General features: G+C 64.0%; 30 protein-coding genes. 8 read left to right on the top strand and 22 right to left on the bottom strand.

From position 1 onward, the window contains the following. Nucleotides 1-148 precede the first annotated feature (148 nt). Nucleotides 149-1,318 carry a saccharopine dehydrogenase family protein gene (locus LMTR13_RS37940; protein ID WP_065732196.1) on the bottom strand — a complete coding sequence of 390 codons (1,170 nt, stop codon included), beginning with the start codon at nt 1,316-1,318 and terminating at the stop codon, nt 149-151. A 106-nt stretch (nt 1,319-1,424) separates the two neighbouring features. After that, nucleotides 1,425-2,612, bottom strand: a complete 1,188-nt coding sequence (locus tag LMTR13_RS37935; protein WP_065732195.1) for a YbfB/YjiJ family MFS transporter — start codon at nt 2,610-2,612, stop codon at nt 1,425-1,427. Between the two features lie 254 nt (nt 2,613-2,866). On the opposite strand from LMTR13_RS37935, the gene leuB reads away from it, so the two are divergent. Then, nucleotides 2,867-3,979: a 3-isopropylmalate dehydrogenase gene (gene leuB, locus LMTR13_RS37930; RefSeq protein ID WP_065732194.1), complete on the top strand. Its 1,113-nt coding sequence runs from the start codon at nt 2,867-2,869 to the stop codon at nt 3,977-3,979. 162 nt (nt 3,980-4,141) lie between these two features. On the opposite strand, the gene LMTR13_RS37925 is transcribed toward leuB, so the two are convergent. Both LMTR13_RS37925 and LMTR13_RS37920 read right to left on the bottom strand, forming a co-directional pair. Then, entirely contained in the window at nt 4,142-4,522 is a 381-nt protein-coding gene (locus tag LMTR13_RS37925) for a hypothetical protein (protein ID WP_065732193.1), read from the bottom strand. Between the two features lie 218 nt (nt 4,523-4,740). Continuing rightward, nucleotides 4,741-5,544 (bottom strand): hypothetical protein, encoded by an 804-nt coding sequence (locus LMTR13_RS37920; RefSeq protein ID WP_065732192.1) that lies wholly within the window; start codon nt 5,542-5,544, stop codon nt 4,741-4,743. A 117-nt stretch (nt 5,545-5,661) separates the two neighbouring features. Here LMTR13_RS37920 and LMTR13_RS37915 point away from each other — a divergent pair, with 117 nt between their 5' ends. Continuing rightward, the gene (locus LMTR13_RS37915) at nt 5,662-6,696 is read left to right on the top strand and encodes an aspartate-semialdehyde dehydrogenase (RefSeq protein WP_065732191.1); all 1,035 of its coding nucleotides are present in this window, start codon (nt 5,662-5,664) and stop codon (nt 6,694-6,696) included. A gap of 93 nt (nt 6,697-6,789) precedes the next feature. Here the strand turns inward: LMTR13_RS37915 and LMTR13_RS37910 are convergent, their stop codons facing one another. Continuing rightward, nucleotides 6,790-7,428: a carbonic anhydrase gene (locus LMTR13_RS37910; protein WP_065732190.1), complete on the bottom strand. Its 639-nt coding sequence runs from the start codon at nt 7,426-7,428 to the stop codon at nt 6,790-6,792. A gap of 100 nt (nt 7,429-7,528) precedes the next feature. Here LMTR13_RS37910 and LMTR13_RS37905 point away from each other — a divergent pair, with 100 nt between their 5' ends. Continuing rightward, nucleotides 7,529-8,407 carry an HpcH/HpaI aldolase/citrate lyase family protein gene (locus LMTR13_RS37905; protein ID WP_065732189.1) on the top strand — a complete coding sequence of 293 codons (879 nt, stop codon included), beginning with the start codon at nt 7,529-7,531 and terminating at the stop codon, nt 8,405-8,407. A gap of 58 nt (nt 8,408-8,465) precedes the next feature. On the opposite strand, the gene LMTR13_RS37900 is transcribed toward LMTR13_RS37905, so the two are convergent. From LMTR13_RS37900 to LMTR13_RS37880, 5 genes are all read right to left on the bottom strand, one after another. Beyond that, nucleotides 8,466-8,756, bottom strand: a complete 291-nt coding sequence (locus LMTR13_RS37900; RefSeq protein ID WP_335622059.1) for a cytochrome c — start codon at nt 8,754-8,756, stop codon at nt 8,466-8,468. 38 nt (nt 8,757-8,794) lie between these two features. Beyond that, nucleotides 8,795-9,208 carry a hypothetical protein gene (locus tag LMTR13_RS37895; RefSeq protein ID WP_065732188.1) on the bottom strand — a complete coding sequence of 138 codons (414 nt, stop codon included), beginning with the start codon at nt 9,206-9,208 and terminating at the stop codon, nt 8,795-8,797. 218 nt (nt 9,209-9,426) lie between these two features. After that, nucleotides 9,427-10,251, bottom strand: coding sequence for a hypothetical protein (locus tag LMTR13_RS37890; RefSeq protein WP_065732187.1), 825 nt, complete (start codon nt 10,249-10,251; stop codon nt 9,427-9,429). A gap of 71 nt (nt 10,252-10,322) precedes the next feature. After that, nucleotides 10,323-10,928 (bottom strand): 3-isopropylmalate dehydratase small subunit, encoded by a 606-nt coding sequence (gene leuD, locus LMTR13_RS37885; RefSeq protein ID WP_065732186.1) that lies wholly within the window; start codon nt 10,926-10,928, stop codon nt 10,323-10,325. Nucleotides 10,929-11,037: 109 nt separating this feature from the next. Next, nucleotides 11,038-11,436, bottom strand: coding sequence for a metallopeptidase family protein (locus tag LMTR13_RS37880; protein WP_065732185.1), 399 nt, complete (start codon nt 11,434-11,436; stop codon nt 11,038-11,040). Between the two features lie 108 nt (nt 11,437-11,544). Here LMTR13_RS37880 and LMTR13_RS37875 point away from each other — a divergent pair, with 108 nt between their 5' ends. Next, the gene (locus tag LMTR13_RS37875; RefSeq protein ID WP_065732184.1) at nt 11,545-11,874 is read left to right on the top strand and encodes a hypothetical protein; all 330 of its coding nucleotides are present in this window, start codon (nt 11,545-11,547) and stop codon (nt 11,872-11,874) included. A gap of 200 nt (nt 11,875-12,074) precedes the next feature. On the opposite strand, the gene LMTR13_RS43485 is transcribed toward LMTR13_RS37875, so the two are convergent. Continuing rightward, nucleotides 12,075-12,419: a hypothetical protein gene (locus tag LMTR13_RS43485; protein ID WP_065732183.1), complete on the bottom strand. Its 345-nt coding sequence runs from the start codon at nt 12,417-12,419 to the stop codon at nt 12,075-12,077. Between the two features lie 147 nt (nt 12,420-12,566). Here LMTR13_RS43485 and LMTR13_RS37865 point away from each other — a divergent pair, with 147 nt between their 5' ends. Then, nucleotides 12,567-12,857, top strand: a complete 291-nt coding sequence (locus LMTR13_RS37865; protein ID WP_156795937.1) for a hypothetical protein — start codon at nt 12,567-12,569, stop codon at nt 12,855-12,857. A gap of 330 nt (nt 12,858-13,187) precedes the next feature. Here the strand turns inward: LMTR13_RS37865 and LMTR13_RS43480 are convergent, their stop codons facing one another. The 9 genes from LMTR13_RS43480 to ffh form a co-directional block, all read right to left on the bottom strand. Beyond that, nucleotides 13,188-13,580 (bottom strand): hypothetical protein, encoded by a 393-nt coding sequence (locus LMTR13_RS43480; protein WP_065732181.1) that lies wholly within the window; start codon nt 13,578-13,580, stop codon nt 13,188-13,190. Between the two features lie 219 nt (nt 13,581-13,799). Continuing rightward, nucleotides 13,800-14,009 carry a hypothetical protein gene (locus LMTR13_RS37855; protein ID WP_065733312.1) on the bottom strand — a complete coding sequence of 70 codons (210 nt, stop codon included), beginning with the start codon at nt 14,007-14,009 and terminating at the stop codon, nt 13,800-13,802. Nucleotides 14,010-14,109: 100 nt separating this feature from the next. After that, the gene (leuC, locus tag LMTR13_RS37850) at nt 14,110-15,516 is read right to left on the bottom strand and encodes a 3-isopropylmalate dehydratase large subunit (protein WP_065732180.1); all 1,407 of its coding nucleotides are present in this window, start codon (nt 15,514-15,516) and stop codon (nt 14,110-14,112) included. Nucleotides 15,517-15,591: 75 nt separating this feature from the next. Continuing rightward, nucleotides 15,592-15,726 (bottom strand): hypothetical protein, encoded by a 135-nt coding sequence (locus tag LMTR13_RS43210; protein ID WP_257784723.1) that lies wholly within the window; start codon nt 15,724-15,726, stop codon nt 15,592-15,594. Between the two features lie 181 nt (nt 15,727-15,907). Next, nucleotides 15,908-16,288: a 50S ribosomal protein L19 gene (gene rplS, locus LMTR13_RS37845; protein WP_028348467.1), complete on the bottom strand. Its 381-nt coding sequence runs from the start codon at nt 16,286-16,288 to the stop codon at nt 15,908-15,910. Nucleotides 16,289-16,396: 108 nt separating this feature from the next. Further along, nucleotides 16,397-17,116, bottom strand: coding sequence for a tRNA (guanosine(37)-N1)-methyltransferase TrmD (trmD, locus tag LMTR13_RS37840; protein WP_197520977.1), 720 nt, complete (start codon nt 17,114-17,116; stop codon nt 16,397-16,399). Nucleotides 17,117-17,126: 10 nt separating this feature from the next. Continuing rightward, a complete protein-coding gene (gene rimM, locus LMTR13_RS37835) occupies nt 17,127-17,651 on the bottom strand; it encodes a ribosome maturation factor RimM (protein WP_065732179.1) in 525 nt (174 codons plus the stop codon). A gap of 19 nt (nt 17,652-17,670) precedes the next feature. Next, complete coding sequence (rpsP, locus tag LMTR13_RS37830) at nt 17,671-18,000, bottom strand: 30S ribosomal protein S16 (RefSeq protein ID WP_065732178.1); 330 nt, start codon at nt 17,998-18,000, stop codon at nt 17,671-17,673. A 176-nt stretch (nt 18,001-18,176) separates the two neighbouring features. Then, on the bottom strand, nt 18,177-19,727 hold the full coding sequence (gene ffh, locus LMTR13_RS37825) for a signal recognition particle protein (protein ID WP_065733310.1): 1,551 nt from the start codon (nt 19,725-19,727) through the stop codon (nt 18,177-18,179). Between the two features lie 506 nt (nt 19,728-20,233). On the opposite strand from ffh, the gene LMTR13_RS37820 reads away from it, so the two are divergent. Next, nucleotides 20,234-21,298, top strand: a complete 1,065-nt coding sequence (locus tag LMTR13_RS37820; protein WP_065732177.1) for an MBL fold metallo-hydrolase — start codon at nt 20,234-20,236, stop codon at nt 21,296-21,298. A 37-nt stretch (nt 21,299-21,335) separates the two neighbouring features. On the opposite strand, the gene LMTR13_RS37815 is transcribed toward LMTR13_RS37820, so the two are convergent. Continuing rightward, entirely contained in the window at nt 21,336-22,034 is a 699-nt protein-coding gene (locus LMTR13_RS37815; protein ID WP_065732176.1) for an SIMPL domain-containing protein, read from the bottom strand. Between the two features lie 5 nt (nt 22,035-22,039). Further along, on the bottom strand, nt 22,040-22,747 hold the full coding sequence (locus LMTR13_RS37810) for a GyrI-like domain-containing protein (RefSeq protein WP_065732175.1): 708 nt from the start codon (nt 22,745-22,747) through the stop codon (nt 22,040-22,042). A gap of 181 nt (nt 22,748-22,928) precedes the next feature. Here LMTR13_RS37810 and dapF point away from each other — a divergent pair, with 181 nt between their 5' ends. Both dapF and mtaB read left to right on the top strand, forming a co-directional pair. Then, nucleotides 22,929-23,816, top strand: a complete 888-nt coding sequence (gene dapF / locus LMTR13_RS37805) for a diaminopimelate epimerase (RefSeq protein ID WP_065732174.1) — start codon at nt 22,929-22,931, stop codon at nt 23,814-23,816. A 5-nt stretch (nt 23,817-23,821) separates the two neighbouring features. Further along, complete coding sequence (gene mtaB, locus LMTR13_RS37800; protein ID WP_065732173.1) at nt 23,822-25,087, top strand: tRNA (N(6)-L-threonylcarbamoyladenosine(37)-C(2))-methylthiotransferase MtaB; 1,266 nt, start codon at nt 23,822-23,824, stop codon at nt 25,085-25,087. Nucleotides 25,088-25,134 lie beyond the last annotated feature (47 nt).

The raw sequence follows: 25,134 nt of genomic DNA, 5'->3' as shown, positions 1-25,134 counted from the left end.
GAGCATACCTCCCATTGTCGCTTTGGGGGCGCTGCAGGTACTCCGCAACATAGGTATCCTCTCGCGCAAAGGCGAGAGCATACGGCGGGTTTGGGGCTGCGCGGAAGGAACTGCACTGGATCACGCCGCTGCAGTTCTGAGCGTTATCTCAACGCGCACTGAAGGTGAGACCGGCGTGCCCCGTCAGACGCTTGCGCAACGCCGGACCCATCAGCGCGCCCGGCGTCCAGATGCCGCCCTCGCCCTGCACGTCGCGCACGAGGCAGAGAGCGCTCTCGGCGATCATCTTGCTGGTGGAGCCGTAGCCCGGATCGCGGTCGCCCCTGACGACCGTCTCGACCCGTCCGCCATCCGGCTGCTCGCCCAGGAAGAGAATGTCGTAGAAGCCCTTCTCGCGCTCTTCCCGGGTCGGGCCTGCGCCGGGTTTGAGACCGCCGGTCCTGAACAACGAAAACACCGTGGCGAACGTCTCCGTCGTCACGCCGGCGATCTCCCCCAATCCCGGCGCGACCATCATCTCGTCGTAGACGAAATCCCTGCCATAGAGATGACCCAACAGGAAATTCGTGCGGTGCACGTTCTTGGTGTTGACCGGCGCCATCGGGAACGGCACGAGCCACGCGTTCATGTGCGGGTCGTATTCGGGGATGAGGCCCGACGGCTGAGACGGCCCGGTGAACCCCGGCGTCAACGCGAAGGGGTCGGTCAGCAGCCCGATCAGGGCCGGATCGCGCGCGGCGGCGGCCAACGTCGCCTGGGCGCTCGCCGCAGTGCCGCCAGACATGCCGCCTTTCACCTTGCGCAGGCGGGCTTTGACCCGCCGCGCCGGACGTCCGAATTTCTCGCGCGCCTTCTCCTGCAGCGTGAGCACGCCGAGGTCGAACGGGATGGAATCGAAGCCGCAGGAGAAGACGATGCGCGCGCCGGTCCGTTTCGCCTCTTCGTGATGGGCGTCGATCATGCGCCGCATCCAAACCGGTTCGCCGCAGAGATCAACATAGGCCGTCCCCGTGGCCGCGCAGGCCGCCACCAGCCCGGGACCGTGGAGCTGATAGGGCCCGACAGTCGAGATGATCACGGCCGCGCGCTCGCACATCGAACGCAGGCTGGCCGGCTCGTCGGCATCCGCCTTGACCAACGGCAAATCGTCCGGTGCGCCGATGTCAGCACGAACCTTCTGGAGCTTGTCGGTCGAGCGCCCCGCGATCGCCCAGGACGGGGCATTGTCGCCGCGATAGGACGTCGCCAGATATTCGGCGATGAGACGGCCGGTGTAACCCGTCGCTCCATAGATGATGAGGTCGAAGTCCCGCTTCACGACGTTGGTCCTCCTCGAGACCCGGGAGAGCTATCGCCCCATCGCGTTTGATGGAGCATACCACAGTTCCCGCTGCCGAGCAGACACCTTACCATCAGGCGTCCACTCAAAAACTTCGCACCTTCCTCTGAAATGCCGACAACACCGCACCCAGCGCCAGCATCGCCGCGGAAACATTCAGCGCAAACGACAGGCTGCCCAGCGCATCCGTGATCGCGCCGACCACGATCGGGCCCAGCGTCTGGCCGATGCCGAATGAAATCGTCATCGCCGCGATCGCGGTGGGCCAGGCCTGCGGCGGGTAGTTGAAGCGGACGAAGGCAGTGGTGGAGCCGACCACCGCAAAGAACGCCACGCCGAATACCAGCGCCGATGTGGCGAGCAGCCACACCGAGTGCCCGAAGATCGGCATCGCCGCGCCGATGGCGTTGACGCCGAGAATGATAGTGGTGGCGAGGCCGCCGCGGTCGAGCGCCAGTACGCGACGCCATACCCAGGGCGTGGCGAAAGCGCTGACACCGATCAGGCTCCAGAACGCGCTCTGCGCCGCGGCGCCGCCACCGGCGTCGCGGATATAGGCGATCATGAAGGTCATGTAGGCGATGTAGCCGGCACCGAACAGAAAGTAGCCGGTGAGATAGATCACGACCGGCGCGACGGCGAATTTGACTGCCGTCGTTTCGGTCAGGGCTGCACGGGCGTGAAACGGTGCGAGCAGGACCGGGATCGTCATGACGACCGCCAGCGCGGTCATCGCCCACCAGACGATCCACCACGAGCCCGGCCCGAAGCCCTGCAGCACGAACGGCGCCGCCAGTCCCGATGCCAGGATGCCGATCCCGGGGCCGGCATAGAACAGGCTGAGCAGAAAATTCGCCCGCTCAGGGCGCGACTGCGCAATCGTCGCCGCCAGCGCGCCGCCGCCGACGAATCCGGCCGCGGCGCCGACGCCCGCCAGAAGGCGGGCAAAACTCAGAACGTAGAAGTTGCCGGTGATGGCGCAGAGCGCCAGCGATAGCACGCAGGCCAGCGTTCCCCACCGAACCGAAGCCGCCAGCCCAAAACGCCGGATCATCCGCGAGGCGAACAGAGCGCCCGCGAGATAGCCGGCGGCATTGATGGTGTTCATGAAACCGGCCGCGGAATAGCTCCAGGCCAGCGTGTCGCGCATGTCAGGCAGCACCAGCGCATAGGCGAAGCGGCCGATGCCGAGACCGACGGTCGGCGCCAGCGACAGAATGAGGATCAGCCGTGCGGGATGCGCGTAACTCGCGGGACGGTCGGGGGCGTGCAAGGAATTTGCTCCGGCGGAACGGCATTGTGGCAGGCCGGCAGGGGGATGCACAGGCTCTGCGGCCGCAATGGTGTCTTGCCAATCGCGCAATGCCGCTCTAGCACTCCGCCCGACCGGTCATTCCGGGGCGCGGCGAAGCCGCGAGCCCGGAATCCATTCGTCCGCGTGGGCTCGTGGCCGGCATGGATTCCGGATCGCCTCGGCTCGCGCTCGGCGTCCGGAATGACGACGAGAGACCCTAGAAGGACCTGACCATGGCGACCCATAAACTGCTGCTTCTCCCCGGCGACGGTATCGGCCCCGAAGTGATGGGGGAGGTGCAGCGCCTGATCGACTGGATCAATGCGCAGGGCATCGCGAAATTCGAGACCGAGCAGGGGCTGGTCGGCGGCTCCGCCTATGACGCGCACAAGGTGTCGATCTCGGAAGGCGACATGGACAAGGCCAAGGCGGCCGATGCCATTATCTTCGGCGCAGTCGGCGGCCCGAAGTGGGACAGCGTCCCCTACGAGGTGCGGCCCGAGGCTGGCCTGTTGCGGCTGCGCAAGGATCTCGGTCTGTTCGCCAATCTGCGCCCCGCAGTGTGCTACCCGGCGCTCGCCGATGCCTCCAGCCTGAAGCGCGAGGCGGTCGAAGGCCTCGACATCATGATCGTGCGCGAACTCACCGGCGGCGTCTATTTCGGCGAGCCGAAAACCATCACCGATCTCGGCAATGGCCAGAAGCGCGCCATCGATACCCAGGTATACGACACCTATGAGATCGAGCGCATCGGCCGCGTCGCCTTCGACCTGGCGCGCAAGCGCCGCAACAAGGTGACGTCGATGGAAAAGCGCAACGTCATGAAATCGGGCGTGCTTTGGAATGAGGTCATGACTCAAGTGCATGCGCGCGAATACAAGGACGTGACGCTGGAGCATCAGCTCGCCGATTCCGGCGGCATGATGTTGGTGAAGGCGCCGAAGCAGTTCGACGTCATCGTCACCGACAATCTGTTCGGCGACATGCTGTCCGATATCGCGGCGATGCTCACGGGATCGCTCGGCATGCTCCCCTCGGCGTCGCTCGGCGAGATCGACGCCAAGACCAGGAAGCGCCGCTCGCTATTCGAGCCGGTGCACGGCTCGGCGCCCGATATCGCCGGAAAGGGCCTCGCGAATCCAATCGCGATGATCTCGTCGTTCGGGATGGCGCTGCGCTATTCCTTCGACATGGGCACGCTGGCCGACAAGGTCGACGCGGCGATCGCGGCGGTGCTCGCCAGCGGTCTGCGGACTGCGGACATCAAGTCCGAGGGCACGACGGCAGCTTCAACCACGCAGATGGGCGAAGCGATTTTGAAGGAATTGCAGAAGTTGCACGCGTGAGCGGGCAACAAATTCGGTGTCGTCCCTGCGGAACGCAGGGACCCATAATCACAGCCGTTGGTCGTGAAGCGAAAGCCGTCGACCAGCGTCCCTGAATCGAGAAGCCGCAGCGTAAGGGCCCCTGCGTTTTGCAGGGGCGACGGCGTGATTATTCGATCTAAATCAATACAGCGGGAAGCGCTGCGGATAACCGCCCATGTCCGACGGCGGGTTGAGCGGCTGGCGGTCGATCGGCCGGTTGAGGTTTTCGCGCGCGAATGACGGATATCCCAGATCCGGCGGGAAGGCGTAGTCTTGGAACTTGCGGTCGCCCGGCAGCACTTCCGTGCCTGCATCGAGCCAGGAGCGCGTGGTGACGTAGACGCGGGTGCGCGGGCCCTGTTGGTACGACCGGTTGGGACCGTTCGGGCCGTAATAGGGCCGGCCGTCGCGGTCATATTGCTGCCGGGACTGCGCGCTGGCGGAGGTCGTGCCGATGGCGACGAGGGCGGCCGCGGCAAGCAACATCGCGAGCTTGCTCGCAGCAGGGAATTTTCGGGTCATTGCATCCTCGTCATTGTCCGCCCGCGACGGGCCGGCTGATCGCCAAATCTGGTTACGTGCATTGTAGCCAGGGTGGGATCGTCGTCGCTAGGTCAATTGAGCCACACCGCGCCGGAATAATGCGGTGCGAAGCGAAAAAGTTTCATGAAAACCAGTGTCTTGGCTGCTTGTTGCCACAATTGTGAGGGGCGGCGAAAACAACCGCGCCGCGGCCGGGCTTAAAGTGTGCCGCGCAGCCGCGGATTATCGGCGCCCGTCACCCAATCCGCTGACAAGGCCGGGGCGCCCGATGTCGCGCAATCGCTGCGCCTGACTTCGGCGCGGGCGAACAATTCCGTCAGTTTGGTATCGTTGCCGGCCGATAGCAGAATCAGCCGGTTCAGCAGGCAGCCGATCGCGGTGCGGCGGGCCGGCAGGTCCTCGCCCAGGCACGACCAGCCCGATAGACGGAATTTCGGCTCATCGATGTGTTTGAAAAATCGGAGGCAGGAGCGGGCTGCCTCAGTGCCGCCGACCCGGCGAAACAGCGTCACGGCGCCGAACTTACTGTCGATGATTCCTGCCGCCTCCAACTCGCGAGCGCCGGCGGGATCCATCCGTGCAGCGAGATAGCCGGCCGCCGAGCCGACCTGGTCGATTTCTTCACCCGGACGATAGATTTCGAGCTCGGCAACCGGCACGCCTCCGGTGCCGGTCCAGTGGAACACGTCCTTGCGGCCGCCTTCTGGGTGCCGGAAGATCTCGTAAGTCTCTGTCTTGCCGGGGAAAATGAACTGGCTTACGGCGAACGCCGGTACCATGCGCCCGGCTTGGCTCCAGGCCTTCGGCGCCGTCTCCATCGCAGTGATATCGGGCAAATGCTGCCATAGCGCGATACCGCCGATGGTCATCAGCGCCAGCGTCATCAGATAGGCGCAGAGCCGGGCCAGCGTGCCGCAGACCTCGTCTATGAGGCTTGCCAGCGCCGGGTGAATTCTCGTCCTATATTGGGAATCGGCCGAACCGGCCGGAAACGAATGCATCAAACGCCCAAACGCAACCGCCAAACGTTGTCATATCGGCGTTTCTCGCATAGAAGCGCTGCCTTCTCCCTTTCCGCTTGAGGCGGCGGGGCGGCATTTTTCCTCGGAGAGTGAACGATGGGTTACAAAGTCGCTGTCGTCGGTGCGACCGGCAATGTCGGGCGCGAAATGCTCAATATTCTCGACGAGCGCAAATTCCCCGCCGACGAGGTCGTGGTGCTGGCCTCGCGCCGCAGCGTCGGCGTCGAAGTGTCCTATGGCGACCGCACCCTGAAGGTCAAAGCGCTCGAGCACTACGACTTTTCCGACGTCGACATCTGCCTGATGTCGGCGGGCGGCTCGGTGTCGAAGGAATGGTCGCCGAAGATCGGCGCCGCCGGTGCGGTCGTGATCGACAATTCGTCGGCTTGGCGGATGGACCCGGACGTGCCGCTAATCGTGCCGGAAGTGAACGCGGACGCGGCCGCGGGCTTTGCCAAGAAGAACATCATCGCCAATCCGAACTGCTCGACCGCGCAGCTCGTGGTGGCGCTGAAGCCGCTGCACGACAAGGCCACCATCAAGCGCGTCGTGGTCGCGACTTATCAATCGGTCTCGGGCGCCGGCAAGGATGCGATGGACGAACTGTTCTCGCAGACCAAGGCCGTCTACACCAATGACGAACTGGTCAACAAAAAATTCCCCAAGCGCATCGCCTTCAACGTTATCCCCCATATCGACGTGTTCATGGAGGACGGCTACACCAAGGAAGAGTGGAAGATGATGGCGGAGACCAAGAAGATTCTTGATCCAAAGATCAAGCTCTCCGCCACCTGCGTCCGCGTGCCGGTGTTCGTCGGCCATTCGGAGGCCGTCAACATCGAGTTCGAGAATCCGATCACCGCCGATGAGGCGCGCAACATCCTGCGCAACGCGCCGGGCTGCCTCGTCATCGACAAGCAGGAGCCCGGCGGTTACGTCACGCCCTATGAGTCGGCCGGCGAGGACGCGACCTATATCAGCCGCATCCGCGAGGACGCGACGGTGGAGAACGGCCTCGCGCTGTGGTGCGTCTCCGACAATCTGCGCAAGGGCGCAGCCCTGAACGCGGTGCAGATCGCCGAATGCCTGATCAACCGCAAGCTGATCACCGCGAAGAAGAAGGCGGCGTAGGATTTGTAGGGTGGGCAAAGCGCAGCGTGCCCACCATTTAGTGCCGCGATCGAGGACGGATGGTGGGCACGGCGCGTTACGCCTTTGCCCACCCTACGCGACTACGCTGCGAAACTCCTTCGCCACCTGATCCAGCACGAACAGCGAACCCTCGGCGACGCCGAAATAGGCGCCGTGCAATTCCATCTCGCCGCGCTCGACGCGGGCGCGGACGAACGGGAACGTCATCAGATTTTCCAGTGAGCGGAAGATCGCAGCTTTCTCGATCCTGATCGTGAACTCGTGCATCGTCTCGCGCTCGCGCTGCTCGACGACCTCGCCCGGCTTGATGAACATCGCCATCCAGCGGCCGATGAAGTCGCTGGGCGACAGCGGGTCGGTCTTGTCGATGAAGGCGCGAATGCCGCCGCACTGGGCATGGCCGAGCACGACGATATGCTTGATGCGAAGCACGTTGACCGCATATTCCAGCGCCGCGGACACGCCATGGGCGCCGCCGTCGGGCTGATAGACCGGCACCAAATTGGCGACGTTGCGCACCACGAACAGCTCGCCGGGGCCGGCGTCGAAAATCACTTCCGGCGAGACTCGGGAATCGCAGCAGCCGATCACCATCACGGCGGGCGACTGGCCGCGCTCGGAGAGTTCCCGGTAGCGCGTCTGTTCGGTCGGCAGCCGTTGCGAGGTGAAGGCCCGGTAGCCGTCGAGCAGATGTTGCGGGAATGAGGTCATGGTGCCATGCCTAACCATAAGCCGATGACGGGAACAAGGCTTTCAGGCGAACGCGTGAGGTGATATCGCGGAGGCCTGAAAAACCATCCGGGAACCAGCCATGATCCGTCCGCGCCGCAGCCTGTTGTTCATGCCGGGATCTAACGCGCGGGCGCTGGAAAAGGCGCGCAACCTGCCGGCCGACGGCATTATTCTCGACCTCGAGGATTCAGTGGCGCCGGATGCCAAGGCAATGGCCCGCGACCAGATCGCCAAGGCGATTGCGGCCGGCGGATTCGGCAAGCGCGAGGTGCTGATCCGGGTCAACAGCCTCGATACGTCCTGGTGGGTCGACGACGTCACCATGGCCGGCAAGGCGCGGCCTGACGGCATCCTGGTTCCCAAGATTTCCAGCGTCGCCGATCTCAACGCCATCGCGAACCGCCTGAGCGACATCAACGCCGACATGTCCATCCGGGTCTGGGCCATGATCGAAACCGCGCGCGCGGTGCTTGATGCCGACAAGCTCGCCGCGGCGGCGAGGGATTCCGAAACCAGGCTTGCAGGCTTCGTGTTCGGCCCGAACGACATCTCGCGGGAGACGCGGATCCGGATGCAGCCGGGCCGCGCGGCGATGATTCCGATGATCACACACTGCATCCTGGCGACGCGCGCGCACGGACTGGAAATTCTCGACGGCCCCTACAGCGACATCGGCAACATCGACGGCTTTGCGACCGAATGCGCGCAGGGCCGCGATCTCGGCTTCGACGGCAAGACGCTGATCCATCCGAGCCACATCGAGGCCTGCAACGCCATCTTCACGCCGCCGGCCGAGGAGGTCGAACAGGCGCGCAAGATCATTGCAGCGTTCGAGAAGCCGGAAAACGCCTCGCGCGGGGCGATCCAGCTCGACGGACGGATGGTGGAACGGCTGCACGCCGACATGGCGCGGCGGACGATCGCGATTGCCGACGCGATCGCGAACATGGGGCATTAGTCGCGTTTCAGGCTCAGGATGTAGTTTGCAAGATTGTCGGCCTGTTCGGGTGCGATGATCAGATTGGGCATCCGTTGGTGGCTGGTCTGAGGAACACTTTCAGCGACAGCGCCGTGGTCGATGGCCGGTTGGCGATCGCGACGAAATCCGGCGGACCGCCCTTGGCGCCTGCGGTCTTGGCATCGATGGCATGACAATCCTTGCACCACGCCTCGGCGAGACGATGTCCGGCCGAGATACTGTCTGCAGGCAGCGTGGCGCCGCCCGCGTTACGTACCCGCAGCACTAGCAGGATCGCGAGCGCGCAAAGAACTGCGACCAAAACGTGCAGCCAAGTGAAGCGCGACATTTTGGTCAACTCGCGGCAGGAGAAAAGGTGCCCGGCCTTTACTGGTTTGCCCGTGGGCCGAGCCCGTCGATCGTCGGCGCGTTGGCGCAATAGTCCTCGTAATGCGCCGCGGCCGTGCCGGCGGCGAGATCGCGGTCGCATTGGCGCTTGTGGATGCACATGGCGCAGACGCGCTCCATGTCGCGGAGCACCAGAGGCTCTGTGCGGGCCAGCGCTTCATGGTCGATGCCGAGCGCGGACAGCATCTTCGGCAGCTCATCGGCGGCATGCGGCCCCTGGCGGACCAGTGCCTCCAGGTCGGCGGACGACATCCGCAGATCGCTTGCGATCTGGCCGAAATTGGCGGCGTCCAACTCGCGCATTTCCCGCAGCTCGCGCCGGTGTTTCAGCCATTCGCCGAAGATATCGACCATGCGGTTGACGGTGGGATAGGGCTTTTCCTGAACGGTCATGGCACGGCTCCCTTGGTAGCTCGAATGACCAAGGATGGGGCAAGCCGAAGCGGGCGTCGTTGCGCTGGGTCAAAGAGGGGGCGCGTCGATCTCACCCTCCCCTGGAGGGGGAGGGTCGGCTCGCATGAGCGTAGCGACATGCGAGACGGGGTGGGGTGATCTCTCCATTCGGGCACCGTTGGATGTGGAGAGACCCTCACCCCACCCCGCCGCTCATTTCATGAGCGTCGACCCTCCCTCTCCAGGGGAGGGTATCGCGCCCCGAACCTCTCCGCCGCCCATGCATACAGGCTGCCCGGAATCGGCTTCTCACCGCCGCGGCCTTTGGGCGAGATGTGCAGGCCGACGATTTCGGGGTCGGCGAGCAGGCCTGAAAAATCCGTCGGCTCAAAAAACAGCTTTGGTTCGGCGTGGACCGCGTAGAACGACTGCTTCGGCAGCGCGTGCTGCAATGCGTTCGAGCGGCGCGCGAGCGCGGTGAGCGAAGCCGGGCCGTAGATGGCGACGCGGATGTCGGAGAGGCGGCTCGATCGGCGGCGTAACTGGCGCAGCATGAAGGTGAGGCGATGGCGCAACGCCAGCCAATCCGGCGTCAGGTCCTCCTGCTCCATCAGTTCCCTGAACGCCTGCACGATCGGATCGTTCGCAGGCAGGTACAACACCGAGTTGCCGAGCTGGCGTCGGCGTTCCCACGCGAAGTAAGGCTTTGCGGGATCGATCTCGACCGGTTTGAGCAGCAGCACGTCGGCGTCGAGCCACAATCCGGCGCGCTCGGCCATCAGCCGCATGCGGAAGAAATCGCTGAATTGCAAAATGGTCCAGTCGCGCCAGCTTCCGTCAGCCTCGGGCGGGCGCAGCCGCTCGGAAAAGGAATGTGGCAGGATCGCTTCCGCTTCGGCGTTGCCGACGCCGTCGGGCAGGCCGGGCAACGGATCGAAACTGTAGACGGTGACCTTGTGGCCGGCGGCGACCTGCGACCTGAGGCAGGTCAGCCGCAGCCCGTCGAGCGGGCCGTGCCAGAAGGTGACGACGTCAGGCCGCATCCGCGCCGCCTCCGCTCAACGAAAGAGCCCCGATCTGGTCGGGGCTCTCGTAACAGGATCAGGTAACACGATCACGCCCAGGCGCGCTCTTTCTTCAGCTTCGCCTCGTAATCGTCGATCGACGATTTCTTCTCCATGGTCAGGCCGATGTCGTCGAGGCCGTTCATCAGGCAGTGCTTGCGGAACGGATCGATCTCGAATTTCACCTTGCCGCCGTCGGGGCCGCGGATTTCCTGGTTGGCGAGATCGATGGTCAGCGTGGCATTCGCCCCGCGCTCGGCATCGTCGAACAGCTTGTCGAGGTCTTCCTGGCTGACGCGGATCGGCAGAATGCCGTTCTTGAAGCAGTTGTTGTAGAAGATGTCGCCGAACGAGGTCGAGATCACGCAGCGGATGCCGAAATCGAGCAGTGCCCACGGCGCATGCTCGCGGCTCGAGCCGCAGCCGAAATTGTCACCGGCGACCAGCACCTTGGCGTTGCGATAGGCCGGCTGGTTGAGCACGAAATCCGGGTTCTCGCTGCCATCATCCTTGTAGCGCTGTTCCGAGAAAAGGCCCTTGCCGAGGCCGGTGCGCTTGATGGTCTTCAGGTACTGTTTCGGGATGATCATGTCGGTGTCGACATTGATGATCTTCAGGGGCGCCGCGACGCCTTCCAGTGTGGAGAACTTTTCCATCGATCGCACTTCCCGGTTGAAAAGGTGGGACGGCCAGTGATTTATCGCGAATATGGCCCCGGCAAAAGGCCAATTTGCGCATAGGCCGCCTGTTTTGGCGCGAACCGACCTAGTCTGCGGCGGCCTCGATCGCCTCCATATCGGCGTCCGACAGCCCGAAATGGTGCCCGATCTCGTGGATCAGGACGTGGCGGACGATATGGCCCAGCGTTTCCTCATGCTCGGCCCAGTAGTCGAGGATCGGGCGGCGGTAGAGCCAGATCATGTTGGGAAGGCGGGCTATGTCCTGGTTGCTCTGCTGCGGCAGGCCGACGCCCTGGAACAGGCCGAGCAGGTCGAACTCGCTCTGCGCCTGCATCTCGTCCAGCACCTCGTCGGTCGGAAAGTCGTCGACGCGGATGATCACGCCATGGCACAGGGTTCGAAACGTTTTTGGCAGGCGCTCGAATACCTCATGCGCCATGGCTTCCATTTCGGCGAGCGAGGGGGCTTTTGCTTCGGTCCACATCACGTCGTATTTAGCGTGTGTTATGCCTAGGCGCATACTAGTTTTGCGAGTTGATTTTGACGCGCCGATCGGTGACCGTGCCGGGGGATCAGTTTTGGGTGGACTTCAATGAAGCGGATTGTGACGGTCGCCATATCGGCTGCCTTGGCCGGGCTTTTGCTCCCTGACGTGGCGGCTGCGGAGACGCAGACGGCATCATCAGCGTTGCGGATCGCGCAGGCGCCGCAGCCGATCGTCACGGATGTTTCCGCCCAGCGCCGGCGCCCGCTGCGGCGCGTGCCGATCTATCGCAGCGAGCCGTGGGCTCCCAGTGTCTATCCGCGCTACAACCCCGGCCCCAACGCCGTGCGCGATTGCACCGCGCATTACGTGCAGGAGTACCGGCCGAGCGGCACGGTAATCACCCCGCGCATGAACTGCTGGTGGCGGCCGGGCTAGATCGTTCCCTCTCTATTTATCTGTCGAGTTATCTGTCGAGCATTTTTGCGACAGGCGCCGAGTCGGGCTCTGTGGACAGACGTTGTTGATGTTGCAGACGTCGGCCTGAACAGACTGTGCTCGCGAGATTGCGGCAAGCAGCATCCGTTCATGTTCGTGGCGCATTCTTCATGTTGATGGCGCAGTCATTCACACCTCATTCAAGTCACGTGCTTCAGTCTGCGCGCGTGTCGCGGCGATGCCGTTAGTTGATGCAAGCCATTCGGCGCAGACGTGCATCCGACGACCCGAGGAGACTGGATATGCAGGTAGTGAAGGTTTTTGGGCTTGCCGCCATTGGCGCCTTGCTGGCGCTTGCCGCTCCGGCCGAGCGTGCCAATGCGCTGTCGCTCAGCAATCCCGGCGCCGCCGCGGCGGTTCAGGACGATGCCAGGTTGGCGACGACGGAAGTGCATTGGCGACATCACCGCTACCACCACCATCATCATCGGTGGCATCGCTGGCACCATCACCATCATCGCCATCATCACCACCATCATCGTCATTGGCACCGGTGGTGAGTGCGACAGCTTGGCGCAGATGCCAAACAGGCCCGCTTCATCGCGGGCCTGTTTCGACTTCGGCGGTCGCCTTGAAACTGGCGAGATTGCCGTCCGTTATCTCAGACATCAGCATCCGCAAGGGAGTCCATGATGAGGAGCTTGATCTCTGCGGCCCTCGTCGCTAGCGCGTTCGCGATCGCCGGGCCAGGAGCGATCGATAGCGCCGCGGCGCAGGCAAGAGCGCAAAGTGCCCGCACATCCGACTCCACCGATTTCAGCGCGCACCGGCGCTACTATCGTCACTACGGATATTATCGTCCGTATTATCGCCCTTACGACTACCGGCCCCATTATTACGCGCGGCCCGTCTACTATCGGCCATATCCCTACCACGTGCCGGCGCCGTTCACCTTCGGCATCGGGTTCGGGCCGTTCTGGTAGGGAGCGTGCACAACTTCCGTGCGCCGCAAACAAGATCTCTTCAGCGCTCGTTCCTGCGCATTCATCTTTGAGGTGGGCATTCATGGCGCGTTCACGTGCCTGTCTTTAGCGTAACGTTGGGAGCGATCGCAAAGGGATGCGACGGAGCCAACCGCAGTGCGGCCCGAGGCGCCGTCGCCGGTTAGGGAGGATAAATCCATGACAACATCCGATCCCGGACGCGGCCTTGTCCGCTGTCTGGGCGTTACGGCTGCGGCGGTATTCGCGCTTGCAGCGGCCTCGCAACAGCGCGCCGAGGCGCTTTCGCTAGCGACCCCCGGCACGGCGCCGTCAGCGAAATACGCAACGGACGGACTGACGACCGAGGTTCAACACCGCGGTGGGATGGGCGGCGCCGGCTTTCGCGGCGGCGGCGGTGGTGGCGGTTTCCACGGCGGCGGCTTTCGCGGCGGTGGAGGCGGCGGCTTCCGCGGCGGCGGAGCGGCATTTCATGGTGGCGGCTTCCGTGGAGGCGGCGCGGCCTTTCACGGCGGTGGGTTCAGGGGCGGTGGCATGGCAATTCACCGCGGTGGCGGCTTTCGCGCAGGCCCCGCCTTTCATGGCGGCGGGTTTCGCAGGGGGCCCGTCTTCCATGGCGGCGGACACCGCTTCGTACATCGTCATGCGTTCCACCGGCCTCACGTCTTCCATCGGCCTCACTTCGGCCACCGGCGTCACTTCCATCGTCGATTCTACTACGCGCCGGCCTACTACACGTATCCGGCCTACTATTATCCGCGCCGTTGCCGCGTGATTTGGACCTATTACGGGCCGCGCAGGATCTGCAGACCTTGGTATCGGCCTTACTGGCGCGCCGGCTACTACGGTTACTGGTGAGAGCAAAAGCGAAACAGGCGCCCCAATCGGGTGCCTGTATTCTCGAACGGCAGGGAATGCTGCGGACTACCAGTCCTTGCCTTCCCAAGGCTTGATCTTCCACGGCGTGAGCTTCTCCATCCGCCATTGCTGCCAGTGTTCCGGCGGCCAGTGGCTGAGGCGCGAAGCTTCCCTGGTGGCGACCGGCTGCAGGTCGACGATGCGCGGCGTCGTGCGGCGCCTCACCTGCCGCGTGGCCTCGCTGATCATATCGACGAATTCAGACTTGTCGGTCACGGCCAAAGTCCCTCGCGAAGCGCCTCGCAAGGGACCAGTGTGCGCTTTGCCTGTTAACGCGGCGTTTCCGGAACGTCTCGCTATCTAAACAAAGGAAGCGTTAACGCCATTCCCTGATGTCAACGAAGTGCCCGGCAATCGCCGCAGCCGCGGCCATCGCGGGCGACACCAGGTGGGTGCGGCCCTTGAAACCCTGGCGGCCCTCGAAATTGCGGTTCGAGGTCGAGGCGCAGCGCTCTTCCGGCGCCAGCTTGTCCGGGTTCATGGCAAGACACATCGAGCAGCCCGGCTCGCGCCACTCAAAGCCCGCCTTGATGAAGATCTTGTCGAGGCCTTCGGCTTCCGCCTGATCCTTCACGATGCCGGAGCCCGGCACGATCATCGCGTTGACGTTGGCGTTGACCGTCTTGCCCTCGGCGATCTTTGCGGCTGCGCGCAGATCCTCGATGCGGCCGTTGGTGCAGGAGCCGATGAAGACGCGGTCAAGCTTGATGTCGGTGATCTTGGTGCCCGCGGTCAGGCCCATATATTTCAGCGCGCGATGTTTCGAAAGCCGCTTGGCCTCGTCCTCGATCTTGTCGGGATCGGGCACGAAGCCCGAGATCGACACCACGTCCTCGGGCGAGGTGCCCCAGGTCACGATCGGCGGCAGCTTCGCCGCATCCAGCCGGATCTCGTGATCGAAATGCGCGCTCTCGTCGGAACGCAGCTTTTCCCAATAGCGCATCGCGGCATCCCAATCGGCGCCCGTCGGCGATTTCGGGCGGCCTTTCAGGAACTCGAACGCCTTCTCGTCCGGCGCGACCAGGCCGGCGCGGGCGCCGCCTTCGATCGACATGTTGCAGACCGTCATGCGGCCTTCCATCGTCAGCGCGCGGATCGCATCGCCGGCATATTCCAGCACGTAGCCGGTGCCGCCGGCGGTGCCGATCTCGCCGATGATTGCCAGGATGATATCCTTGCCGGTGACGCCGTCGGGTAACTTGCCGTCGACCACCGCGCGCATGTTCTTCGCCTTCTTCTGGATCAGCGTCTGCGTCGCCAGCACGTGCTCGACTTCCGAGGTGCCGATGCCGTGCGCCAGCGCGCCGAAAGCGCCGTGGGTCGAGGTGTGGCTGTCGCCGCAGACGATGGTGGTGCCGGGCAGGGTAAAGCCCTGCTCGGGACCGATCACGTGCACGATGCCCTGGCGCTTGTCGAACTCGTTGTAATATTCGATGCCGAATTCCCTGGCGTTCTCAGCCAGCGCCTTGATCTGCTCGGCGCTTTCAGGATCGGGATTGGGTTTTGTGCGGTCGGTGGTCGGAACGTTGTGATCGACGACGGCGAGCGTCTTCTCCGGCGCGTGAACCTTGCGTCCCGTCGCGCGCAGGCCTTCGAACGCCTGCGGCGAGGTCACTTCATGCACCAGATGGCGGTCGATATAGAGCAGGCAGGTGCCGTCTTCGGCTTCGTGCACCAGATGGTCGTTCCAGATCTTGTCGTACAGCGTGGTCGGTTTGGACATGAGCGTAAGCTCCAAAAAGAATTTCTGTGTGAGCGGTCAAGCGCAAATGCGCAAGCAGCGGACGTCAGCGCAGCGTCAAGCCGCGCGCGCAAGCTCGGACGTGGCCGACGTCGCGAACCGTCCGAAAAAGCGGCCGGGCAGGCGCGAGCGATCGTCGATGACGATTCGCGGGGCGGTGCCGAAGGCGGCGCTGGTACGATCTAGAACCATTCCAGCCTCATAGCACATGAGGTATCCAAGCGCGATATGCGTTTGTAACCAGCCGTCATTGCGAGAAGCCAACGGGGCGCGCATTGGCGCGACCCGTTGGCTTCTCGCAATGACGAGGGCCGCAACAAAAAAGCGCGGGGCCAAACCCCGCGCCTTTTCGTCACATCCCGTCCGGGACGAATTACTCGCCGACGGCGGCGGCGCGATCCTGCTTCTCGACGATGCGGGCCGACTTGCCGCGCAGGCTGCGCAGGTAATACAGCTTGGCGCGGCGCACCTTGCCGCGGCGCACCACCTTGATCGAGTCGATCATCGGCGACATCACCGGGAACACGCGCTCGACGCCTTCACCGTAGGAAATCTTGCGGACGGTGAAGCTCTCGTTGAGCCCGCCACCGGAACGGCCGATGCAGACGCCTTCATAGGCCTGCACGCGGGTGCGCTCGCCTTCGACCACCTTGACGTTGACGATCACGGTATCGCCGGGGCCGAATTCCGGGATCGACTTGGTCGCCGACAGTTTTTCGAATTGCTCTTTTTCGAGCTGTTGAATGAGGTTCATTGAAATCTCCATCGGCGGCGCGCCCAGCCTTTCGGGGGCTGCGCAAACGTCCATCTATCCTGCGCGTGTGCGGATTTGGCGCCCGTATAAGGCATCGGACCGCGCTTGTCACCCGTCTGTCGTGCTTTTTGTGCCTTTTTGGCCGCCCCTCGCCGCCCACAAATCCGGTCGGCGCGCCCGGGTCAGGGCTTCGGCCTCGGCCCTCCGCCAGGCCGCCACTTTGGCGTGGTCGCCGGAGACGAGGACTTCCGGGATCGTCCGGCCCTCGAACTCCTGCGGGCGGGTGTATTGGGGGTATTCCAGTAGTCCCTCGGAAAAGCTTTCGTCTACGCCCGAGGCCTGCTTGCCCATCACCCCCGGCAACAGCCGTACGCAGGCGTCAATGAGGGCCATCGCGGCGATCTCACCCCCTGACAGCACGTAGTCGCCGACCGAGACCTCTTCGAGGTTCCGGGCCTCGATGACCCGCTGGTCGACGCCTTCGAACCGGCCGCAGACGATCAGGGGGCCAGGCCCCGCTGCCAGTTCGGCAACCATGGACTGGGTCAATGGCCGACCCCGCGGGCTCATCAGAAGGCGCTGCCGATCGGGAGCGATCTCCGCGGCGTCGATCGCCGCGGCCAGCACGTCGGCCCGCAGCACCATGCCTGGGCCGCCGCCGGCCGGTGTATCGTCGACGCTGCGATGCTTGTCGGTCGTCGAAGCCCGGATATCGCGCGTCTCAAGCGCCCACACGCCAGACCCCAGCGCCTTGCCCGCCAGGCTGACGCCGAGCGGTCCGGGAAACATCTCGGGGAAGAGCGTGAGAACCGTGGCGCGCCAGATCATACAAAACCCATCACGTGAGCGTCGGGGCGTCGTCGCCTTCGATTTCCTGCGGCAGTTCGATCACCACGCGGCTGCTGGCGAGGTCGACTGTCGGCACCACCGCATTGGTGAACGGCAGCAGTATGGTCGCGCCCTTGTCCGGCGCGATTTCGATAATGTCGCCGGCGCCAAAATTATGGATCGCAATCACGCGGCCGAGCCGCTCGCCGGCGGCGTTGACCGCCGCAAGCCCGATCAGGTCGGCGTGATAGTACTCGTCCTCGTCGGTCTCAGGCAATTTGTCGCGGGCGATATAGAGCTCGAGCCCGTTGAGCCGTTCGGCGTCCTCGCGGGTGGTGATGCCCTTCAGCGTCGCCACCAGATGATCCTTGGCCTCGCGGACATGCGTCACCTCGAACTGGCGCGCGCCGTCTTTGGTCATCAGCGGGCCGTAATGCCTTACGGCCAGCGGATCCTCGGTGAACGTCCACAGTTTCACCGCGCCGCGCACGCCATGCGCGGCGCCGATACGGGCGACGCAAATCGGTGTTTTCACCGTCGTGCGCCGCTACGCCTTACGCCTTCGCGGCGGCTTCGGCGGCCTTGCGCTCCTTGCGCGGCACGGCCTTTTCCGGGTTGTTGCGAGGCGCGCGCTTGACGACACCGGCCGCATCCAGGAAGCGCGTCACGCGGTCCGACGGCTGCGCGCCCTTGGCGAGCCAGGACTTCACCTTGTCCATGTCGAGCTTCAGGCGCGATTCATTGTCCTTCGGCAGCAGCGGATTGAAATAGCCGAGACGCTCGATGAAGCGGCCGTCGCGGGGAAAGCGCGAGTCGGCGACGACGACGTGATAGACCGGGCGCTTCTTGGTGCCTGCGCGAGCAAGGCGGATAACGACTGACATTTAGTTCTCCTGAGTGTGGGTTTAATTGAAAGCCTGGTAGTTGTTTAGTTCGTCATTGCGAGGAGCGAAGCGACGCGGCAATCCATTCTTCTTTTCGCGGATCGATGGATTGCTTCGCGGAGCCTGTCATCGGGCCGGCCGAAGGCCGGACCCGTTGGCTCGCAATGACGGTGTCCTCATTTCTTCTTTCCTGGAAAGCCGCCGAGGCCCGGCAGTGTCGGCTTGCCGCTCAGCCCGGTAAGTCCCGGCAGATTCGGCAATCCCTGACGCAGGCCGGCGGGAAGATCCTTCGGCAAATTCGGCAGGCCGCCCGGACCAGCGCCGCCCTGCATCTTGTCCGCCAGCGCCTTCATCTCTTCCGGCGAGGGCGGCTTCATGCCGCCGCCAAAACCCATCGCCTGCGCGATGCCGGCGAGCGGACCACGCTTGCCCGAACCCATCGCCTTCATCATGTCGGCCATGTTCCGGTGCATCTTCAGGAGCTTGTTGACCTGCTCGACATTCTGGCCGGCGCCGGCGGCGATGCGCTTCTTGCGGCTGGCTTTCAGAATGTCCGGGTTCTTGCGCTCGGCCCGCGTCATCGAATCGATGATCGCGACCTGGCGCTTGAGGATCTTGTCGTCGATCCCGGCAGCCGCAATCTGGTTCTTCATCTTGGCGATACCGGGCATCATGCCCATCAAGCCGCTGATGCCGCCCATGTTCGCCATCTGCAGCAACTGCTCGCGCATGTCGTTGAGGTCGAACTGACCCTTGCGCATCCGTTCGGCGGTGCGCGCAGCCTTTTCGGCGTCGATGTTCGCGGCCGCCCGTTCGACCAGCGACACCACGTCGCCCATGCCGAGGATGCGGCCGGCGATGCGGCTCGGGTGAAAATCTTCCAGTGCATCGGTCTTTTCGCCGGTGCCGATCAGCTTGATCGGCTTGCCGGTCACCGCGCGCATCGAGAGCGCGGCGCCGCCGCGGCCGTCGCCATCGACGCGCGTCAGCACAATGCCGGTCAGGCCGACGCGCTGATCGAACGACCGCGCGAGGTTGACCGCGTCCTGGCCGGTCAGGGAATCCGCGACCAGCAGCACTTCATGCGGATTGGCCGTGGCTTTGATCTCGGCTGCCTCGCTCATCATCTCTTCGTCGAGCGTGGTGCGGCCTGCGGTGTCGAGCAGCACCACGTCGTAGCCGCCGAGCTTGCCGGCTTCGAGTGCGCGTTTGGCAATTTGCGCCGGCTTTTGCCCCGTCACGATCGGCAGCGTCGGAATGTCGAGGTCACGCCCCAGCACGGCCAATTGCTCCATCGCCGCCGGGCGGTAGATATCGAGCGAGGCCATCAGCACCTTGCGCTTGTCGCGCTGGGTCATGCGGCGGGCGAGTTTTGCGGTGGTGGTGGTTTTGCCGGAGCCCTGCAGGCCGACCATCATGATGGCGACCGGCGGCACCGCATTGAGATCGATGGTCTGACCGTCCGCGCCAAGGGTGGCGATCAGTTCGTCGTGGACGATCTTGACCACCATCTGGCCGGGCGTGACCGACTTGACGACGGTGGCGCCGACCGCCTGCTCGCGGACGCGCTCGGTGAAGCTTCTGACCACCTCGAGCGCAACGTCGGCTTCCAAGAGCGCGCGGCGCACCTCGCGCATCGCGGCGTCAACGTCGGCTTCCGACAGCGAACCGCGGCCCGTCAGCCGATCGAGTATCCCACCAAGCTTTTCCGACAGATTGTCGAACAATGCCGTTGTCCTGTTGCTGCCCTTGCAGGCGCTGCGTCGATCCATCCACCACTGTCATCACCCGCGAAAGCGGGTGAACCAGTATTCCAGAGCAGCTCGTTTCGAACCGAGAAGCCGCGGCGTACTGGATACCCCGCTTTCGCGGGATATGACGACCTAGATATGTCCCGGCGCCAAACGCCAAAACGATATTCCAAACACTTTCGCGCCCGAGGGCGCATCGCGCTGTCGGGCGTTGGCCTCCGGTCTCATGGGCCGGGCGGCGGGTCGAAAAGAACGTCTTTCCGAGAAAGTGGGCGGGTTAAACGCCCGGAAGGGGCGAAAGTCAAGGAGAAACTAGACCAAAACGCCCACGGGATGTAGCATAAGACTTTGATGCAGCTTCCTTTTTTAGACGTGAGGCCGACCGATGCGTCAGCTCCCTTTTTGCCGCAGTTTCAAGTTGAGCCTGCACCCTCCATATAACGCCCCATGTCTATCGTCGCCCGCGTTTCCTGACCCGCCCCGTGCCAATCACCCGCCGCCGCCTTCTGGGATTCTTTGCCGGCGCCGCCACGGCCGTCGGCGTGCCGTCTGTCTGGATCAGCAATATGAAAACCTATGAGGGTCCCGTCTCCGATCATTTCGATGGCATGCGCTTCTTCGATCCCGACGGCGTGCCGCCAAAATCATTGGCGGAGGTGCTGCGTTGGCAGTTCGGCACGGACCGCAAGCGCGCGAGCTGGCCGGATTGGGTGCCGAATGCGCACAGCGATACGCCGCCGCCGCGTGTTTCCGGCGACAAGGTGCGGCTGTCCTTCGTCGGCCACGTCTCCTGGCTGATCCAGACGCGGGATCTCAACATTCTCGTCGATCCCGTATGGTCGACGCGGGCCTCGCCGGTTTCATGGGCCGGGCCGCACCGGCACAACGATCCCGGCGTCGCCTTCGACGCGCTGCCGAAGATCGACGTGGTGCTGGTCTCGCACGGCCATTACGACCATCTCGACATCGCCACGCTATCAAAACTTTCGGAAAAGTTTTCGCCGCGCGTGATCACGCCGCTCGGCAACGACATCACGATGCGCGATGCGGATGCGGCCATCAAAGCGGAGGCGTTCGACTGGGAGGATCGCGTCGACCTCGGCAACGGCATCGCGGTGACGCTGGTGCCGACGCGGCACTGGTCGGCGCGCGGCCTGTTCGACCGCAACAAGGCGCTGTGGGCGAGTTTTGTCCTGGAGACGCCGGCCGGCAAACTCTACATCGTCTGCGACTCCGGGTATGGCGAGGGCACGCATTTTCGCCGCGTGGCCGAGCAGCACGGCCCGCTGCGGCTGGCGATATTACCGATCGGCGCCTATGAGCCGCGCTGGTTCATGAAGGATCAGCACATGAATCCGGCGGACGCGGTGAAGGCGTTCGCCGATTGTGGCGCCGAACAAGCGCTCGCGCATCATCACGGCACGTTCCAACTGACCGATGAGGCGATCGACGCGCCGGTCAATGCATTGGCCGACGCGCTCAAGGAAGCGAAGATTCCGCCGGAGCGGTTCTGCGCGCTGAAGCCGGGGCAGGTTTATGAGGTCTAACCTCTCGTCGGCCCTGCGAACGCAGGGACGACGGAAATTACTGTTCTTTTGCCTTGATCGCCCAGGAGACGCTGACCGTCACCGACAGCGTCTCTTCGCCTTGTGCCACCGGTGCGCCGGCGGCCATCGGGGCTGCCATCTTGCCGCGATGTAGCGGCACGGGGGCGCCTTCCTCGGTAATGCTGATGGCGTCGCCAAGCGTTACGCTGGCAGCCTTGGCGTAAATCTCCGCCTTGCGGCGGGCATCCGCGACCGCCTTCTCGCGGGCCTCGTCGAGATATTTGGATGCCTGCGTCACGCTGAAGTGGATGCCGCCGATGTCATTGGCGCCGGCACCGACCAGCACGTCGATCACGTTCGCCACTTTGGTCACGTCGCGGATCTTGACCGTAACGCGGTTGCTGGCGCGATAGCCGACGATGGGCGAGGGGCCGGCGCGATTTGGCGCAAATTGCGGCTGTAGCGACAGCCGCGACGTCTGGTAATCCTTCTCTTCGATGCCGGCGCCCTTCAGCGCCAGCAGCACCTTGCCCATCGCCGCATTGTTGGCCTCCGACGCCTCGCGCGCGGTCTTGGCGTCCGACGTTACGCCGCCGTCGATCTGGGCCTGGTCGGGAGCTACCGATACGTTCGCCTCGCCGGTCACGGAGATCGCAGGCGGCGGCGCCATCTGCGCCAGCGCGGGCGCGGCGAGCCACGTAGCGGCAACGACGGCAAGGGCAAGCGGATGTTTCATGCCGGTTACCTCAGCGGCACATAGACGTTGATGACCAGCTTGTCCTCCGCCGTCTTCAGCGGATCGGTGATGTATTCCTCGATGAAGGTGTCTTTGGCCTCCAGTTTCTTGTCGTCGAGGTGGTTGGTGATCGCCTCATAGGTGTTGTCCATGTTGTCGTAGGATCCGCGATGGACGAACTTCAGCGCCTTGCCCTCGGGCGACTTGCCCATGCTGATGTCCTTGGTCAGGTTCTTGACGTCCTGGTCGACCGGAATCTGCGCCAGATACGTAAAACCGGTATCGTCGGTCGAGGTGTAGACGATCATCGAATTGCCAGATGCCTTGATGCCCTGCTTGTCGAGCAGGGCGGTCAGCGCCTTGAACGAATCGATCAGGGTGTCGAACGCCGCATCCCAGTTGGCGGTGCCCTTCATCACCACCACCTTCCTGGGCTCCAGCGTGAACTCTTCGCCGAATGGGTCGGCGTTCTGGACGTTGGCGGCTGGCGGCGGGGGTACGGGCGTCGGGGGTTTCTCTGCGGTCGGGACATCCGCCGGGGACTTGGTTTCGGCCGGCGGCGGGACCGGCACCGCCGATGGTGCGGGGCTGGGCGTCGCCGGGTTTGCGGCCGGAGGGGCTGCGGGCGCCGGCGATTGCGCCAGTGCGACCCCGCCAAGCGCAACCATGGCGAGCACGGCCACGGCCGCACGGAAAGTGCTGATACGGTTCATTTCAGGTATTCTCCATCCACCCCACCTGGCGGCGGCATGTCCCGGTCCGCGCCCGCCAGGATGGGCGCTATTCCTAACACGCAAGGTCGGTTTTCGTCCCATGACAGATGCGTCATAGGCCCTTGCACTGGTCAACGCGCCATCATTCGCCATATAAGGCAGGCATAAATTGGGAAATTCCATGAGCGCGCTGGCCAACCACGCATTTGCCAAAATGAACGGCATCGGCAACGAAATCGTCGTGGTCGACCTGCGCGATTCCAAGGCTGGCTCGAAGGCCGCCGCCGTGACGCCGGAAGACGCCCGCGCCGTGGCTTCGCCGGCGGGCGTGCCCTATGACCAGTTGATGGTATTGCAGCCGCCGCGGCTCGCGGGCACCGAGGCCTTTATCCGCATCTACAACAATGACGGCTCGGAGGCCGGCGCCTGCGGCAACGGCATGCGTTGCGTGGTGCGCCGCCTGTTCGAGAAGACCGGCCAGACCTCGGTGACGTTTGAGACCCGTGCCGGGCTGTTGAATTGCTGGCAGGGCCCGGCGCCCGACCTCTACACCGTCGACATGGGGGCGCCGAAGTTCGGCTGGCAGGATATTCCGCTGGCCGAGGAATTTCGTGACACCCGCTATATCGAATTGCAGGTTGGGCCGATCGATGCGCCGGTGCTGCATTCGCCGTCGGTAGTCTCGATGGGCAATCCGCATGCGATCTTCTGGGTCGACGACATCAACGCCCATGACCTCGAGCGCTTCGGGCCGCTTCTGGAAAACCATCCGATCTTCCCCGAGCGCGCCAACATCACGCTCGCCCATATCGTCGATCGCGACCGCATCACGATCCGCACCTGGGAGCGCGGCGTCGGCTTGACCAGGGCCTGCGGCTCGGCCGCTTGCGCCACCGCGGTCGCCGCCGCCCGGCTAAAGCGCGCCAATCGCTCGGTCGAGATCACGCTGCCCGGCGGCAAGCTCGCAATCGAATGGCGCGAGCGCGACGACCACGTGCTGATGACCGGCACCGCCGATTTCGAGTATGAAGGCCGCTTCGATCCGGCGCTGTTCGCCAGCGTCGCCTGAGAACAATGAGCGTCGACGTCCTCACGTTTGGCTGCCGCCTCAACGCCTTCGAATCCGAGGTGATCGCCAGCGAGGCGGAGCGCGCCGGACTTTCCGATACCGTCGTCATCAATAGCTGCGCGGTGACCAACGAGGCGGTGGCGCAGGCGCGGCAGTCGATCCGACGGCTGAAGCGCGAGCGGCCGGATGTGCGCATCGTCGTCACCGGCTGTGCGGCGCAGACGCAGGCAGAAATGTTTGCCGAAATGGCCGAGGTCGATCGCGTCGTCGGCAATGACGACAAGATGCGGGGCGAAGCCTGGCGCGATGCGCGCGCGGCCTTCGACTTGGGCTTTGGCGTCGGGACCAGCGAAAAGATCGCGGTCGCCGATATCATGGCGGTCAAGGAGATGGCGCCGCATCTGCTTGACGGGTTCAAGGCCGGTCTGCCGCGCGTCTTCGTGCAGGTGCAGAACGGCTGCGACCATCGCTGCACCTTCTGCATCATCCCCTACGGCCGCGGCAATTCGCGTTCGGTGCCGATGGGGGCGGTAGTGGATCAGGTGCGTGCGCTCACCGAACGCGGCCATACCGAGATTGTGCTCACGGGCGTGGACTTGACGAGCTACGGCGCCGACCTGCCGGGTACGCCGAAGCTCGGGCAATTGACTCGGCAAATCCTGCGGCATGTGCCGGAACTGAAGCGCCTGCGGATTTCGTCGATCGATTCCATCGAGGCCGACCGTTATCTGCTCGACGTCATTGCTGAGGATGAGCGGTTGATGCCGCATCTACACCTGTCGCTGCAGTCCGGCGACGATCTCATCTTGAAGCGGATGAAGCGGCGGCATTCGCGCAAAGACGCAATCGAATTCTGCAGGCAGGTGCGGCGATTGCGCCCGGACATCACGTTCGGTGCCGATATCATTGCGGGTTTTCCGACCGAGACTGAGGAGATGTTCGTGCGGTCGCAGGATCTCGTCGAGGAATGCGATCTCACCTTCCTGCACGTGTTCCCCTACTCCAGGCGTCCTGGCACGCCGGCCGCGCGGATGCCGCAGGTCGCGGGTGAGGTGATCAAGGTGCGGGCGAAGCGATTGCGCGCCGTAGGCGAGGCGGCGTTGCAGCGGCGGCTGGCGTCGGAAATCGGCGCGACGCGTCAGGTGCTGATCGAAGGCGCGACGCAGGGACGCACCGAGCATTTTCTGCCGGTTGCGATATCGGGCGAAGCACCGGGCAAGGTGATGACGCTTGCGATCAGCGGCCATGATGGCGTGCGGCTGACGGTGTGATTCTTCCTTCTCCCCTTGTGGGAAAGTCAACAGCGGAAATAACCGAA

Source organism: Bradyrhizobium icense (genome assembly GCF_001693385.1).
GTDB lineage: Bacteria > Pseudomonadota > Alphaproteobacteria > Rhizobiales > Xanthobacteraceae > Bradyrhizobium > Bradyrhizobium icense.
Note: the sequence above shows the minus strand (reverse complement) of the source record. Positions and strands in the feature narration are given on the sequence as shown.